Consider the following 15,368-nt stretch of genomic DNA (forward strand, 5'->3'; position numbering starts at 1 on the left):
TTCGTCATTCCTGGACGAGACGACGCCCGATTCTGCACCAAGCCTCGGGCGAACTCACGCAAACCTGACTGGCTATTTCCGCAGGATTTTCTCCATCGCTTTCCCCTTCGCGAGTTCGTCGATCAATTTGTCCAGATAGCGGATTTCCCGCATCGTCGTTTCTTGGATGTCTTCCACGCGGACACCGCAGATCACGCCTGTAATCAAAGATCGGGATGGATTCATCCGAGGCACTTGCGCAAAGAAATCCTCGAAGTTGGTCTTCTCAGCCAATTGATCGTCCAGGCTCTGCTGGCTATGCCCCGTCAGCCAACGGATGATTTCATCGACCTCTGCCTTCGTGCGCCCCTTCTTCTCTGCCTTGGCGACATAGTGGGGATAGACGCTCGCGACGCTGACTGAATAGATCCGATGCTTCGTCATGCGTGCTCCTCAGCGTTCCGGATATTTTCCGGCTTGAGATAGCTGACTTCAAGACCTCAACAAGTGGCCGACAACGGTACCAGCGTAGGGGAAACCTTCGGCTTCCGTCCACGTCGCATCAGGTGCCAAGGCCGCAAGTAGATTGCGGCCATTGTCTTCCGATGAGCCCTCATAGGTGGCCCGGATGATTTCGAGATTAGCGCTCATGGCGATCAGCCCCACTTCATTTCGCCGGTCGCGACCTTGGAGCCAATATCGAGCGCAACACCCATGCCGAGGTTGGGGAAACGGCCTTCCATGGCGGCCTTCAGCGATGCGGAGTCCTTGGCCTTGGCCAGTTCTTCCTCGAAGGCCTTCAGGTAGGCGATGGTATGTTCCACACCCGCGAGGTCGGTCTTGGCGTCGGACGTCATGTGTCCGGCCACGACGACGGCCGGCTTGCGCGCCGCGAGCTTTTCGAGATTGGCAACCCAGGCGGCGCGCAGTTCCGCGCTGTTGGTATCTGCCGTCCAGACGTGGACGCCGTTGAAGATCATCACGCCGCCGAACACGGCATTCAGCGATGGAACGAAGAGGTAGCGACGATTGGCCATGCCTTCCGCATCGACAATCTCGATGGTCTCGCCATCAACAGTCAGCCTCTTTCCGTCAAAGGTTTCCGGCATGACGATGTCAGCCAGGGTCTGGGGACCGTTTTCCTTGAGCTGCGGCCCCCAGACGGCCAGCTTCTTTTCGACGCTCGCCTTGATCGCATCGACTGTCGCCGAGGCAGCGATCACCTTGGCATCGGGGAAAGCTACCTTGATCGGGCCGAGGCTGAAGTAATAGTCCGGATCGGACTGGCTGATGTAAATCGTGGTCAGCTTTTTGCCCGTCGCCTTGATGGCGTCGGCGAGCGCCTTTCCATCGGGCAGCGTGAAGCCGCCATCGATCAGCACAGCTTCGTTCGCGCTGGAAACCAGAACGGGCGCGCGGAAGAAGCCATTCTGCCCTGCAGGGAAATGCTTCCAGGTGAGGCTTCCTGCTGCGTGGCCGAGGCCTGCGGGTGCAAGTACGGCAGTCACGCCAGCGGCGAGTGTGGTTTTCATGATGGTTCTCCTGGTGAACATGGTCCTGGTGTCCTGTCTTGGTTCATTCATGCGTCATATCAATGTGGATCGGCGGTCGGGCTAGAGCGCCTTCGCGCCGGTATTGGCGATCGCGCCATCATCTGCGGGCATGCCGCCACTGACGCCGATCGCACCGATTACCTGGCCATCGGCGACGAGAGGCACTCCGCCTTCGACCGGAAAAGCTCCCGGCACGGCAAGCAGATTGCTCTGGTTGTTATGAAGGATCATATCCTCGATCGCCTTGGTCGGCGTCTTGATACCGTTTGCGGCCTTCGCCTTACCGAGCGCAGCGTCGATCGTGCCGATACCCGCCTGATTGGAGCGTTCGAGATAGACGAGGTTACTGCCGGAATCGACGATGGCGAGCGTCATCTCAAAGCCTTTCTTGCGCATTTCCGCGAGGGCGGCCGCGGCGACCTGCTTGGCGCGCTCGATGCTGATCGGCGCGCCGTAGGGTGGCACACTCTGGGCGAAACCGGGCGTCGCCGATGCTGCCCCGAGCATGAAGACAGCCAGTGCTGTATAGGTCGTACGCTTGATCATCATCGGGTTATCCTTTCATCGGATGGCTATTGCGAGCGAGACGTGCAGGTGAAGCGCCTGTGTTGGACAGCCTGGCGAGGAGATCGCCGCCGCTGAATAGGTCCTGCGCCTTGAGCAAAGTCCGGTCCGCGCCGTCATCCACGATCAATCCCGGTACGCCATTGACTGCGAACTCACGCGTCAGGGCGCGCGCCGAGGCCATGCGCGCTCGATTGGCGGCCAGCAGATCGGAATCGGGAGAAGCGAGGCGGGAGGCTGCCGCATCAAGTCCAACACTGACCAGCACGCTCTGCAGTTCGGACATGTCCGTGACATCGCGGCCCGAAACATAGCGCGCCTCCTGGATGAACCGGAGCGCATCGAGTTCGTGCTGCCCCGCCGTCAGGGCAACGGCAGTTAGTGCCAGCGTGGCTGGACCAGAATCCAGCATGCCGCCTTTTGCCAGAACCTGGCTCCGGTAGACATCGCTAAACCGCTGCCCCGTGAGGCTCCCAATGCGCTGGTCGTTTGACCAAGCGAAGGCGGCGAACTGTTCGTCCATCGCCCTGGCCCCGGAGTCGGAAAACAGACCGGTCGGGACGAGCGACACTGTCAGATCAGGTGCCGCGGCGAGCTGTGCGAGCAGCGGCGATGCGCCATAACACCAGCCGCAAAGGGGATCGAAGAGATAGGTGATGTGGGTCTTGCCAGTCATGTCGGCTCCTTCTTGAGCCATAGATGACATGAGCCGATTGTAACGAGAAGATCGAGAAAAATGACAGAATGTATGCTAGAGGCTGACAATAAAATCGGAGAATACTATGCAGGAAGCGACCAATCTCAATCGGCTGGCTTATTTCGCGGCCGTCGTTGACGCGGGATCGTTCACGAGAGCTGCGGAATATTTGGGCATCACCAAGGCGGTTGTCAGCCAGCAGGTCGCAAGGCTTGAACAGGAGGTCGGCACCACATTGCTGATGCGGACGACGCGGCGGGTGCAGGCGACCGAAGCCGGGCTGTTGTTTCACGCCCGATGCGTCTCGATCCTGCGCGACGCAGAGGATGCCCTGGGAGAGTTGGCTCAGCGCAGGACGGAACCCAAGGGCCTTCTGAGGATCACCGCCCCCTACGACTACGGTACCTCGGTTGTCGTGCCCTTGGTCGCCGCCTTCAGCCGACGCTATAATGATTGCAAGGTGGAACTGAACCTCAGCGACAAGATGGTTGATCTGGTTGCCGACAACATGGACCTTGCCATCCGCGTCGGCTGGCTGGCTGATTCCAGCATGCAGGCACGACGAATCGGATCGTTCCGCCAACTCTTGGTGGGATCGCAAGCCTTGGCCGCGGAGATAGCGGCAATGAGCGAGCCGATTGACTGCACGCCTCTACCCTTCGTGGCCAACAACGCTTTGAGAGAGCCGCTTATATGGACGTTCACTCGCAGCGATGGAGACGCCAGGAGCGTCCGTTTTAAAGCGGACATCGCGATCAATACCACGCCAGCGGTCATGGAGGCGGTCCGACAAGGCGCAGGTCTGTCGGTTCTGCCCGATTTTCTCGCGACCGCCGGCATATTGGCGGGAGACCTCATTCCAGTCCTGCCTGAATGGCAACTCCCATCCGGCGGCGTGTACACGGTCTATCCCGCCGGGCGATTTCGGCCGCCCAAAGTTTCCGTGTTTGTCGACATGCTGATCGCAGCGTTGAAGGCGTGAAGCTATCGAATGTCGCGCAAACGATCGGAAATTGACATCGGATGTTGATATGGAGACGAAACCGGATACCAGCGCCTTGGTAAAGCCCCGCGAAATTCAGTCTGCCAAGCGTCCTCCAACATGTCTTGGTCTGGCGCTTTCCGGGCGCGACCGCTGGCGAAGCTGACCGACGGCTTCTAGTAGCTCGCGCGGGTGGTGTGAGTGACCAAAATGAGGGCGCATTGCCGCTCGGCAGCATTGGCTCGGTCGGTGGCGTCTCTGATCGCATTTCTGCTGAAGCTGGGAAGCAAATCGCCCGCGATGTCACCAACTGCCGAAGTGTGAAGGGCGCAACGGGCTGGTGGGCCTCTCGCTCATCAGGCCTCTTGTCTTGAAGGAGGAGTGCTAGGATGAGCACCGACCTGGATACCGTGCGGTCCTATGATACGGTCGCGGCAGAGTACGCTACGGAGGCCGCGGCGATGCCCGAATGGGTCGCCACAGAGATCGATGCGTTCGTGACCGAGCTGGGCGGCTCGGGCAGGGTGCTGGAAATCGGAAGCGGTGGTGGGCGAGATGCACTTGAGCTTGAGAAGCGGGGAATTAGCGTCCGGCGCACCGACATTTCAAAGGGTTTCGTCGAACTGCTTCGCGGAAGTGGCTTCGAGGCCGACCTGTTGGACCCGTTGACCGAAGACTTGGCCGACCCGGAGCGTCCCGGCACGCCATACGACGGGATCTGGGCCTGTGCCTGCCTGATTCATGTCGCGCGCGAGGATTTCGGCACGGTGCTTGGACGGCTTGCCGAGGCGACCCGGACCGGTGGCCGATTGCACGCCTCGGTTAGAGAGGGCGAAGGCGAGGATGTGTCCACACACGGCAGTGCTGCAGCGCCTCGGCGCTACGTCGAGACGTACTGGCGCGAGTCTGCCCTGCGGTTCGCACTCACAGACGCCGGCTGGATCGTCAGCGAGGTACGTCGGTGCGTCGGAAAGCCCCATGATCGGTGGCTGAGCGTTCGGGCGAGTCGGGCGTGACGCACACAGAACTTGCGGAAATGGTCGGTTGTGGCGCGACTATGAACTCTAGGTGATCACCGCAATGTCGGCTTCCGGGCGAAGGCAAAGATCCCCTCTGTGGCCGACATGGGGGCGCTTTGCTGCCGTGGTCGAGGTCGCATATCGGCCCAAAGCGCACAAGAGGTTGCTCTGTCGTCCCTGCTGGCGGGGCTCGTCCATTCGAATTCTGGACGTCAAACTACCCACCTAGCCTATGATTCCGCGGAGTTCGTCGTTGCGCCAGGCGCTAGAAAATCTTCTCGGTGGGAAGTCCGAGCGCGAATGAACCCGCGTATTGCGCCTGGGCTCCGGGCTGCATCGGATGATAGCGAGCGCCCTGTATGTCACGGAAGCAGCGCTCCAGCCCGTTCTCTCGATAGAATGCCGCGCCGCCTGCGACCTCCATTGCAAGCTCCGTCACCTCGATAGCATGCCGTGCGACCAAGGAACGGCCGATCATAACCTCGTTGACGGTTTCCGCGGACGGTTCGTTTCGAGCAACTACCTCTAACATCCAGCGATGCGCGATCTGTGCGGCCCTCAGAGACGTTTCCATGCGCCCGACTAACCCGATCACATGATCGCTGTTGGCCTTGCTACGGACCATCTTGACTGCGATGTCGCGGGCGCTCTCGGCGACGCCAAGATAGACCGCGTAGATCAGAGGAAACGCGATCGTGCCGATGACTTGAAATACTGGATGCCATTGTCCCGCGCTTCTGGAAAATGCGACACTGGCATCCGGCACGAAGAGGTTTTCGATGATGACATCGTTTGACCCGGTTCCCCTCATTCCAAGTGTTCGCCACGTATCCTCTATTGATACCTCTGGCGATGCCATCGGAACGCCGAAATGGATGACGGAGCGCGCGCCGTCCTGTTCTTCATAAACAGCACCGGTCATCAGGATGTTTCCTGCCGCCGCGCCGGAAGTGAAGCGTTTACGCGCGGTGATCCGGTATCCGCCATCAACTTTCATGGCCTTGCCCGATCCGCCGATCCAGTCCGATCCGCCGCTCGAGAGCAATATGATTTGCTCCGATGCAACACGTCTCAGGAGCGGCTCCACCGCGGCCACCTTTTGATGCCGCCAGCGCCAGGCGGGGATGGCGACTTGATGGGTATGCATGGAAAAGGCAAGCGCAGTGGACCCACATGCACGAGCAATGGATTTGAGCATCTCAGAAAGTTCGGGCACTTCCGCGTCCAGCCCGCCCAATTCGATTGGAACGCCTGCCCGCACGAGGCCAGCTTCCTTTAGCAGAGCGTAATTCTCGCCGACGAAGGTGTCGCTCTCGTCGATCGATGCGGCGCGTTGCGCGATGGGGGGCAGGACCGAATTGGTTAGTTCGACAATGGTCCGACCGTCGGCAAGGTTCTGTTTTGGTTCTGTAGTCCCGAGCATATCAATGCCTCCTATCTCGTGAGGATTGAGACTCTGCGCTCGTTTCACAATTGCGGCTAGTACACGAACTGTACTGAACGTCGCCGCCGTTGGCTGGGCAAGGAGCATTTGGCGGACCGGTTGTTTTACAATATTGTGCCTGATCCAGACCGGTGGAGGTCCTTATGGTAGAGCGTGACGGCTACGGGCAATTCTGTCCAGTATCAATGGCGTCGGAAATCCTCTGCTCGCGGTGGACGACCTTGGTCGTCCGCGAATTCCTTTGCGGATCGACGCGCTTTAATGAGTTGCGTCGCGGTCTACCAAAAATGTCTCCGGCACTCCTATCAAAACGACTGAAAGAACTGGAACAATCGGGCGTCATCACGGTGACAAGGAGTGCGAACGGCATTGCCGATTACCAACTCACGGCAGCGGGCGAAGAATTGAGACCTCTGATCATAGGTCTCGGAAATTGGGCTCAACGGTGGATGGAATCGCGACTTTCCTTGAAGAATCTCGACCCTTCTCTGCTCATGTGGGACATGCGGCGGAGCCTCGATACAAGAAGACTTCCGACCCGCCGTTGCACGATACAGTTTCTGTACCCCGAACTTTCGGCCGCGCAAAAGAGCTGGTGGCTTGTGGTCGAAAACGGAAAAGTCGATCTCTGCAACTTCGATCCGGGCTATGATGTAGACCTTCTCGTTGAAGGGTCGCTCCGTTCGATGACCGCAATTTGGATGGGCCTCACGACCATACGTCAGGAAACCGATGCAGAAACGCTGAGACTTGAAGGGGACAGGGTCCTCGCGCGCGACATGCAGGAATGGCTCGGTCTTAGTGTGTTTGCCAAAACCCCCCGGATGAGGGCCTGAACCATCGAAGGCGAGTGGTTCTGACGGATACAGCCCAGCAACGAAGACCCGTCACCCAGCCGGAAAGGCTCTAGTTCCAGTGCATCCTCAATATCCACCCCCCGGGTACCTGAAGTGTTGTCGATCTTGTTATGATCTAAGAGGATCTGGTCGGCCAAGGATTGGCCGCTCGGAAAACATAGGTCAGCAGTGAGAGGGGCTGCCATTTCTTTGGCGACGCGTTCTTAGGGAGAGTGTCTTTTCACCAGATCGAAGTCCATGATAAGCGGCGCCTATGGGAATCAAGAACTATTTGATCGAAGGCGGTTCCGGCACTGGGAAAACGTCTGTCGCTACCGAACTGGAGCGGCGGGGCTACCATGTCGTCCATGGTGACCGGGTCTTGGCCTATGTCGGCGACCCCGAGACGGGCCAGGCACTCGCACGACCACCCGAAGGCGCGGACCGCATCGTTTGGGGATACGCCCACTGGATCTGGCGTGTCGACAAGGTCCGCGCTATTGCTGCCGACACCACCCATCCTGCCACTTTCTTCTGTGGCGGCTCGCGCAATTTCCACAAATTCCTGGACCTTTTCGATAAGGTTTTCGTGCTCGACATAGACGTTGAGACTTTAAACCGACGATTGGATGGGCGGYCAAATGAGCCGGGCTTCGAGCCGGCCGAGCGGTCGCTGGTGCTCCGCTATCATCATACCCGGGAATATCTTCCCATCGGCATCAATATCGACACGACGGGTACTGTCCCAAGTGTCGTCGACGATATCCTCGCTCAACTCACCTGACGCCCTGAAAGTGTTGAGAATGGGATGGGAGGCAGTCGATTATTGCGGGAACGCTAGTCGCCTGAACGACTCACAGGCGGCATTATCGCTTTCGTAGTCGACTGGCAGCTCTCAGAACGAGAAACCGGGTGTCTTAACGACCAACAAGACGGCGCAAAGTAGCCGCATCCCTCAACAACAAACAGATGGCCGCCTCGGGCTGAAGGCGGCCTTTGGTTGCTGCCGAGGAAACCGACGAGACCGGCGGCTCCGCTTACGCCCGTTTCGTCAGCGGAAACCGGTCCCGCAGCAGCCGCAGCACCGATTCCGAAGGGATCGGCGGGCCGAAAAGGTAGCTCTGGCCGTAGTTGCAGCCCATCTTGGCGAGTTCGATCGCATCCTCGTTGGATTCGATCCCCTCCGCCACCACCTTCATCTCAAGTTCGCGCGCCATTGATATCACCGACCGGAGCACGGTTGCCTTCTTGTCGCTGCCGTCGCGCACCAGCGCCTTGTCGAGCTTGATCATGTCGAAGGGGAAGCGGGTGAGGTAGGCGAGCGACGAATATCCGGTGCCGAAATCGTCGAGCGCCAGCCCAATGCCGGCTTCCTTCAGCTTCTGCAGCACCAGCCGGGCCTGTTCCGGATTTTCCATCACCATGGATTCCGTCAGTTCGAGCTTGAGGCGCGAGGGCTGGCAATGCGTCTTGGCGAGAACCGAACGCACGTCGTCATAGAGTTCGTTGTTGAGCAACTGCACGCTCGACAGATTGATCGAGACGAAGATCGGCAGTTCGCCGGTCTGGTGCTGCCAGCTCATCAGGTCGTTGGTCGCCTGTTCCAGCGCGAACATGCCGAGCGGGCCGATAAGATCGGAGGCCTCGGCGATCGGAATGAATTCGGACGGCGGAATATTGCCGCGCTTGGGATGCTCCCAGCGCATCAATGCCTCGAAACCGGCGACCTCGACATCCTCCAGCCGGGCGATCGGCTGGTAGACCATCGACAATTCCTTGCGTTCGATGGCGCGGCGCAGGTCCGTTTCGAGCTGCAGCCGATCGGTGCCGAAGTCGCGGAAGGCCGGCTGGAACGGTTCGACACGGTTGCCGCCGGCCCGTTTTGCCCGGTACATTGCAAGCTCGGCGTCGCTGAGCAGGCCGGTGGCGCTCTCCTGCCGGTCGACCCAGGAGGCGAGGCCGACCGAGGCGGTCAGGATGATTTCGCGATTGGCGAAGTTGATCGGCACCATGATCGCCTTGCTGATCGCATCGGCGAAATCGGCGACCTTGGCCGGATTGTGCTCGGAAACCAGGATGAGGCCGAACTGGTCGCCGGCAAGCCGCGCCAGCGTATCCTGCGGTTTCAAGAGCCGGCGCAGGCGTCGTGTCAGTGCGATGAGGATGTTGTCGCCGGCGGCAACACCGAGCGAATCATTGACCAGCTTGTAGCGGTCGATGTCGATCACCATCACCGTCGGGCGCAGCGTGTCGCCGCCCGGCGCCAGCGCCAGCACCGATTGCAGCCGGTCGAGGAAGACCTGGCGGTTCGGCAGGCCGGTCAGATTGTCGTGCAGCGCATCATGCAGCAGCCGCTCGATGGAATTCTTCTGTTCGGTCACGTCGACGATCGTGCCGACGCAGCGGATGATTTCGCCGTTCGAGCCGAGCACCGGCCGGGCGCGGATCAAGAGCCAGTGGAAATGCCCGTCCTCGGCGCGGATGCGGAACTCGTGGTTCAGCCGCCCGCGGCGATGTTCGAGCAGCACGTCGAGCGTGGCGCGGAAGCGGTCGCGGTCGTCGGGATGCAGCCGCGGCAGCCAGTTACGCGCCGCGCCATGCATGGCGCCCGGCGATAGGCCGAGCTTGATCGAGACGTCGGGAATGGTGACGACGCGGTCGCGCGCCACGTCCCAATCCCACACCATGTCGCCGGAGCCGGTCAGCGCCAGCGATTGCCGCTCGAGATCGGAAAACAGCCCTTGCTGGAAGGCGCCGCCGGCAAAAGCATGCTGCATGACGGTGAAGCCGATTAGCAGCACGATGAGCACCAGGCCGCCGCCGAGCGCGGGCTGGATGATGTCGTTGTCGAGCCGTCCGGTGACCGTCAGCCACGCCCCGAACAGCCACACCAGGATCAGCGCCCAGGCCGGCACCAGCAGGATGGCGCGGTCATAGCGGTTGAAGCCGAGATAGATGATCAAAAGCAACCCCATCGTCGCCGTCAGCGCGAAGGAAAGCCTGGCGATGCCGGCGGCAATCGACGGATCGTAGATCGCCACGCCAAAGAGCAGGGCAAGACCAAGCACCCAGGCAAGCGTGGCGTAACCGAGATGCGCATGCCAGCGGTTGAGGTTGAGATAAGTGAACAGGAAGATGACGAAACTCGACGCCAGCGCCACCTCCGCACAGGCGCGCCATATTCGCTGGTCGGCCGAAGCGACGCTGATCAGCTTGCCGAGGAAACCGAAGTCGACGCAGATATAGCCGAGCACCGCCCAGGCAAGGGCCGCCGTCGCCGGCAGCATCGAGGTGCCCTTGACGACGAAGAGGATGGTCAGGAACACGGCGAGCAGGCCGGCAATGCCGAGCACGATGCCGCGATAGAGCGTGAAGGCGTTGATCGTGTCCTTGTAGGCGTCCGGTTCCCAGAGATAGATCTGCGGCAGTTCCGGCGTCGACAGTTCGGCGACGAAGGTGATGACGGCGCCGGGGTTCAGCGTGATGCGGAAGACGTCGGCCTCGTCGCTCGGCTGCCGATCGAGCGCGAAACCTTCGCTCGGGGTGATGGCGCTGATGCGCTGCGAGCCGAGATCCGGCCAGAACAGTTTGGAATTGACCAGACGGAAATGCGGCGCGACGATGACGCGCTCGAGCTGTTCTTCCGAAACGTTGGCGAGCGCAAACACCGCCCAGTCGCCCTGATGGTTCTCCGAGCTTGCCCTGACCTCGATGCGGCGGCGGATGCCGTCGGCGCCGGCCGCTGTTGAAACCTGGAAGGCCTCGCCCTGGTTGGCGTAGATCTCGGTCGTCGCCGTCAGATCGAGCGCGGTATCGTCACGGGAAATTTTTACAGGTTCGGCCGCCTGGGCAACACCCGCCACGAAGGCGAAGGCCGCCAGGAAAAGGGCTGCGATCACCGCGATCACTCGTCCGGACGGTGACTTGGGCAGCATGCGGTCTCTTGTCATCGGCTGTCGGTTTTCCTGCCTTTATCCGTATCGGTGGCGAGACGTGAAAACATCACATGGTCATGCCACTGACCGTTGATCTTTAAATATCCGCGCAGGTAGCCTTCCTGTTGAAACCCGGCTTTTTCAAGCAGACGAATGCTGCGCGCGTTATCTGGAATACAGGCTGCTTCGATACGGTGCAACTCAAGCCCGGCGAAGATGTAAGGAATAACCAATTGAAGGGCGGCGAACATATGCCCCTGGCCGGCATGGCGTTCGCCCATCCAGTAGCCGATCATGCAGCTTTGTGCCGCACCCCTTCTGATGTAGCCGATGGTAACGCCGCCGACGAGCGTCATGTCGCCTTTCAGGAAAATGAACAGCGGTACCGCCTGGCCGGAGGCATATTCCTGCTTGCCGCGGACGACGCGGGCGCGGTAGGCGCCCTCCGTCAGCTCGTCGCGCCGCCAGGTCGGCTCCCAGGGCTCCAGGAACTTGCGGCTTTCGGCGCGCAGCCGGTGCCACTGGTTGAAATCCTGATAGCGCGGCAGGCGCAGGAGATATCTGTCGTTCTCCAGCTCCACCGCTTCCGGCTGCCGCGACAGGAACCGAAAAACCGATTTTGGCATCGATCACTCCCGGCAGGACAGACGTCGGCTCAGCGGCTTGCCTGCAGCGTCTTCGACGCCGGGACCGAAAGCGAGGCGGTGATGTCTTCCATCGGCGCGAGCTGTTCCAACGGACCGATCGCCGAAAGCGTCGGCACAGTGTCATAGAACAGCCGGCCGGCGAGGTCGGTCAGCCGCTCGATGGTGATGCCCTCCAGCCGCTCCATCATCTCCGGATTGGAGATCGGCCGGCCGTAAAGCATCATCTGCCTTGCGATCTGGCCGGCGCGGGCGGCCGGGCTTTCCGCACCCATCAACAGCTGGGCGCGGATCTGGGCGCGGGCGCGCTCGATTTCCTTTTGGTGGATCTGATCGGCTGATTTGTGCAGCTCGTCGATGATGACCGGCACCAGCTCCGGCAGGTTTTCGCCGCCGGTCGCGGCATGAATGCCGAAGATGCCGGTGTCGGAAAAGCCCCAATGGAAGGCATAGACGGAATAACAGAGGCCGCGGAACTCGCGCACTTCCTGGAAGAGCCTGGAGGACATGCCGCCGCCAAGGATATTGGCGAGGATCTGCGAGCAGTAGAAATCGCGGGCGTGGTAAGGCTTGCCTTCGAAGCCGAGCAGGATCTGCGCGTCCATCAGGTCGCGCGGTTCGCGCACGCTGCCGCCGATATAACGCGCCGGTTCCATGACGGGCGGTGCGGAAGGCGCCGTCGGCAGGCTCGCGAAACGATCCTCGACCATGCGCAGGAATTCGTCATGCTCGACGGCGCCGGTGGCGACCACGAACATGCGGTCGGTCGTGTAGTTGCGGCTGAGATAGCCACGGATCTGCTGCGGCGTGAAGGAGACGACGGTCTCCGGCGTGCCGAGGATCGCCCGGCCGAGCGTCTGGTCACGATAGGCGACCTCGGAGAACCGGTCGAACACCACGTCGTCGGGCGTGTCGTTGGCGGCGTTGATCTCCTGCAGGATCACCTGCTTCTCGCGCTCCAGTTCCTCTTCCTCGAAGGCCGATTCCGTCAGGATGTCGGCGAGGATGTCGACGGCAAGCGGCACGTAGTCCTTGAGCACGCGGGCATAATAGGAGGTCGTCTCGGTCGAGGTCGCGGCATTGACTTCGCCGCCGACATCCTCGATCTCCTCGGCAATCTGGCGGGCCGTGCGGCGCGCTGTGCCCTTGAAGGCCATGTGTTCGAGCAGATGAGCGATGCCGTGCTCGTTATCCGTCTCGTTACGCGATCCCGATTTGATCCAGACTCCGAGCGCAACGCTTTCAAGATGCGGCATGGTCTCTGTGACTACTGTCAGCCCGGATTTAAGCCGGGTGCACTCAACTGTCATTGGCTATCTTTCTGCGCCTGCTGTCGTCTCGCCGCGGGCATGCTTGCCGATAAAAGTCTCAACGGCTTTCAGCTCCGGTTTGATGATCTGGAAACGCTCCTCCCTGTGCATTAGATCAGCAAGCCACGTCGGAAGCGCCGGGTCAATACCGCAGGCGGATTTTACGGCGGCGGGGAATTTCGCCGGATGCGCGGTCGAAAGCGTCACCATCGGCGTATTCGGCTTTTCTTTCTTCTGCGCGACGAAGGCGCCGATCGCCGAATGCGGATCCAGCAGATAGCCGGTCTCGGCATGGGTCTGGCGGATCGTTTCGGCCACTTGCTTCTCGCTGGCGCGCCCGGCGCGGAAGTCGCGGCGGATCGCCTTCAGCGCTTGCGCACCGATCTCGAAGCCGTTGGATTGCTTGAGGCTTTCCATCGCCGCGCGCACCTTCGAGGCGTCGCGGTCATAGGCTTCGAACAGCAGCCGTTCGAAGTTCGAGGAGATCTGGATGTCCATCGACGGCGAACTCGTCGCCTTGACCGCCTTCATGTCGTAGCGGCCGGTCTTCAGCGCCCGCGCCAGAATGTCGTTCTCGTTGGTGGCGATCACCAGCCGGTCGATCGGCAGGCCCATGCGCTTGGCGCAGTAGCCGGCGAAAATATCGCCGAAATTGCCTGTGGGCACCGTGAACGAGATCTTCCGGTCCGGTCCGCCAAGCGCCACCGCCGCCGTGAAATAATAGACGATCTGGGCCATGATCCGCGCCCAGTTAATCGAGTTGACGCCTGACAGTCTGACCTTGTCGCGGAAGGCCACGTCGTTGAACATCGCCTTCACGAGGTTCTGGCAATCGTCGAAATTGCCCTCGACGGCAAGCGCGTGCACATTTGGTGACGACGAGGTCGTCATCTGCCGCTGCTGCACCGGCGAGACCTTGCCGTGCGGGAAGAGGATGAAGATGTCGGTGCGCTCGCGGCCGGCGAATGCGTCGATCGCAGCCCCGCCGGTATCGCCCGAGGTGGCGCCAACGATCGTCGCCCGCTCGCCGCGCTTCTCGAGCGCATAGTCCATCAACCGGGCGAGCAACTGCATCGCCACGTCCTTGAAGGCGAGCGTCGTGCCGTGGAAAAGCTCCATGACGAAGCTGTTTGGCCCGGTCTGGACGAGCGGCGCGATCGCCGGATGGCGGAAGGTGCCATAGGCCTCGTCGATCATCGCCCGGAAGGTGTCGTCGGGGATCTCGCCATTGGTGAAGGGCGACAGGATGGTGAAGGCGATCTCCTGATAGGTCTTGCCCCTGAGCGCCCGGATCTCCTTCTTGGAAAAGCTCGGCCATTTCGAGGGAACGTAGAGCCCGCCGTCGCGCGCCAGCCCCGTCAAAAGGGCGTCGCAAAAGCCGAGGGAAGGGGCCTCGCCGCGGGTCGAGATATAGTCCACGTTCGTCATCCTTGATCTATCGCTGGAGGAAATCCGGCCGGGCGCGCCATGGCCCGCTCTGCCGGAAATCTGGGCCGGAAATCGAAAAGGGGCCGCCCTGCGGGCAGGGCTCTGCTTGTATGCTTTTGAACTTGCCCGCATCCGGCGTCGAAAAGTGCATCAAAACGGCGCTTACCCAATCGATTTTTATTTGCGCCGCTGATATAGACCATCGCAAACCGTCATGAAAGGCCTCGCGAAAAAGACATGGGGCCTCCAAGAAACGCTTGTACAAGGGATGGAATATGGTGCTCGGCAAGGTCTCGCGTCTCATCGTCTCCGCATCTTTTCTTGCCCTGCTGACTGGTTGCAACTCGCTCGGCATAGGCGGCGACAGCAAGTCGTCAGCGCCGACGACCCAGCCGAACGGCACCGCCCAGATCATGCCGCTGGCGCCCGCCAACCCCTCTTCGAACAATCCTTCGATCGGCACCGCCACGACGGCGCAGGGCACGGTCGCCCCCGTCGTCCAGGGCGCCTGCCCGCAGATCTTCATGCGTGACCAGGACGCGATCTTCCGCACCTATGCCAAGGGCAAGAAGGACGATCCGCAGCAGGTCGTCTTCCAGGCCTCCTTCGGCGACTACACCCGCCAGTGCACGCTGAACGACACGAACCTGACGATGACTGTCGTCGCCCAGTTGCGCCTCGTTGCCGGCCCGGCCGGCACGCCAGGCCCGGTGACGCTGCCGATCCGCATCTCCGTCCTCGACGGCGAGACCGTGCTTTATTCCGAGGTCACCAAGTTCCCGACCGAGATCCCGCCGGGCACGCCGGGTACGCAGGTCATCTTCCGCAAGGACGGCATCAAGATGCCGGTCGGCTCCGGCGCTCTGGTGCGCGTCAATGTCGGCTTCGACGCCCAGCCGGCAAAGACCAAGAAGAGCAGCTAAAGCAATTCGGGCTTCGACCTGACATCGGCCCTCATCCGGCTGCCGCCACCTCTG

Annotated in this window: 15 protein-coding genes; 5 read left to right on the forward strand and 10 right to left on the reverse strand. The window is 61.0% G+C overall.

The genetic code is table 11. The features are described from left to right. Positions 1-72: 72 nt before the first annotated feature. The 5 genes from AC1D2N_RS09010 to AC1D2N_RS09030 are packed head-to-tail and all read right to left on the reverse strand — an operon-like array spanning position 73 to position 2,772. The gene (locus AC1D2N_RS09010) at positions 73-423 is read right to left on the reverse strand and encodes a DUF2200 domain-containing protein (protein ID WP_130651867.1); all 351 of its coding nucleotides are present in this window, start codon (positions 421-423) and stop codon (positions 73-75) included. A 48-nt stretch (positions 424-471) separates the two neighbouring features. Continuing rightward, a complete protein-coding gene (locus tag AC1D2N_RS09015; RefSeq protein WP_157214111.1) occupies positions 472-630 on the reverse strand; it encodes a nuclear transport factor 2-like protein in 159 nt (52 codons plus the stop codon). Between the two features lie 5 nt (positions 631-635). After that, positions 636-1,532 (reverse strand): MBL fold metallo-hydrolase, encoded by an 897-nt coding sequence (locus AC1D2N_RS09020; protein WP_018245142.1) that lies wholly within the window; start codon positions 1,530-1,532, stop codon positions 636-638. A 60-nt stretch (positions 1,533-1,592) separates the two neighbouring features. Beyond that, complete coding sequence (locus AC1D2N_RS09025) at positions 1,593-2,081, reverse strand: GlcG/HbpS family heme-binding protein (protein ID WP_130651868.1); 489 nt, start codon at positions 2,079-2,081, stop codon at positions 1,593-1,595. 4 nt (positions 2,082-2,085) lie between these two features. Continuing rightward, complete coding sequence (locus AC1D2N_RS09030; protein WP_130651869.1) at positions 2,086-2,772, reverse strand: DsbA family protein; 687 nt, start codon at positions 2,770-2,772, stop codon at positions 2,086-2,088. Between the two features lie 106 nt (positions 2,773-2,878). On the opposite strand from AC1D2N_RS09030, the gene AC1D2N_RS09035 reads away from it, so the two are divergent. Together AC1D2N_RS09035 and AC1D2N_RS09040 are read left to right on the forward strand one after the other, a co-directional pair. Then, the gene (locus AC1D2N_RS09035) at positions 2,879-3,775 is read left to right on the forward strand and encodes a LysR family transcriptional regulator (protein ID WP_130651870.1); all 897 of its coding nucleotides are present in this window, start codon (positions 2,879-2,881) and stop codon (positions 3,773-3,775) included. 389 nt (positions 3,776-4,164) lie between these two features. Continuing rightward, on the forward strand, positions 4,165-4,791 hold the full coding sequence (locus tag AC1D2N_RS09040; protein ID WP_130651871.1) for a class I SAM-dependent methyltransferase: 627 nt from the start codon (positions 4,165-4,167) through the stop codon (positions 4,789-4,791). A gap of 268 nt (positions 4,792-5,059) precedes the next feature. On the opposite strand, the gene AC1D2N_RS09045 is transcribed toward AC1D2N_RS09040, so the two are convergent. Then, a complete protein-coding gene (locus AC1D2N_RS09045; protein ID WP_477981130.1) occupies positions 5,060-6,217 on the reverse strand; it encodes an acyl-CoA dehydrogenase family protein in 1,158 nt (385 codons plus the stop codon). A gap of 164 nt (positions 6,218-6,381) precedes the next feature. On the opposite strand from AC1D2N_RS09045, the gene AC1D2N_RS09050 reads away from it, so the two are divergent. Beyond that, entirely contained in the window at positions 6,382-7,074 is a 693-nt protein-coding gene (locus tag AC1D2N_RS09050; RefSeq protein WP_028734827.1) for a winged helix-turn-helix transcriptional regulator, read from the forward strand. A 274-nt stretch (positions 7,075-7,348) separates the two neighbouring features. Beyond that, positions 7,349-7,858 carry a DEAD/DEAH box helicase family protein gene (locus AC1D2N_RS09055; protein ID WP_477981132.1) on the forward strand — a complete coding sequence of 170 codons (510 nt, stop codon included), beginning with the start codon at positions 7,349-7,351 and terminating at the stop codon, positions 7,856-7,858. Between the two features lie 253 nt (positions 7,859-8,111). Here AC1D2N_RS09055 and AC1D2N_RS09060 read toward each other — a convergent pair whose 3' ends face one another. From AC1D2N_RS09060 to thrC, 4 genes are read right to left on the reverse strand one after another with little or no spacing between them, the layout of a single operon-like run. Continuing rightward, on the reverse strand, positions 8,112-11,024 hold the full coding sequence (locus AC1D2N_RS09060; protein ID WP_130651875.1) for a sensor domain-containing phosphodiesterase: 2,913 nt from the start codon (positions 11,022-11,024) through the stop codon (positions 8,112-8,114). Then, positions 11,021-11,635 (reverse strand): GNAT family N-acetyltransferase, encoded by a 615-nt coding sequence (locus tag AC1D2N_RS09065; RefSeq protein WP_018245151.1) that lies wholly within the window; start codon positions 11,633-11,635, stop codon positions 11,021-11,023. The genes AC1D2N_RS09060 and AC1D2N_RS09065 overlap by 4 nt, the downstream gene beginning before the upstream one ends. A gap of 29 nt (positions 11,636-11,664) precedes the next feature. Further along, entirely contained in the window at positions 11,665-12,963 is a 1,299-nt protein-coding gene (locus AC1D2N_RS09070; RefSeq protein ID WP_026231110.1) for a M16 family metallopeptidase, read from the reverse strand. Between the two features lie 3 nt (positions 12,964-12,966). After that, positions 12,967-14,391 (reverse strand): threonine synthase, encoded by a 1,425-nt coding sequence (gene thrC / locus AC1D2N_RS09075; protein WP_130651876.1) that lies wholly within the window; start codon positions 14,389-14,391, stop codon positions 12,967-12,969. Positions 14,392-14,666: 275 nt separating this feature from the next. Between thrC and AC1D2N_RS09080 the strand changes: the two genes are divergently transcribed. Then, positions 14,667-15,314: a hypothetical protein gene (locus AC1D2N_RS09080; protein WP_112906119.1), complete on the forward strand. Its 648-nt coding sequence runs from the start codon at positions 14,667-14,669 to the stop codon at positions 15,312-15,314. The last annotated feature ends 54 nt before the right edge of the window (positions 15,315-15,368 follow it).

Source organism: Rhizobium sp. P1_B8 (assembly GCF_056406515.1).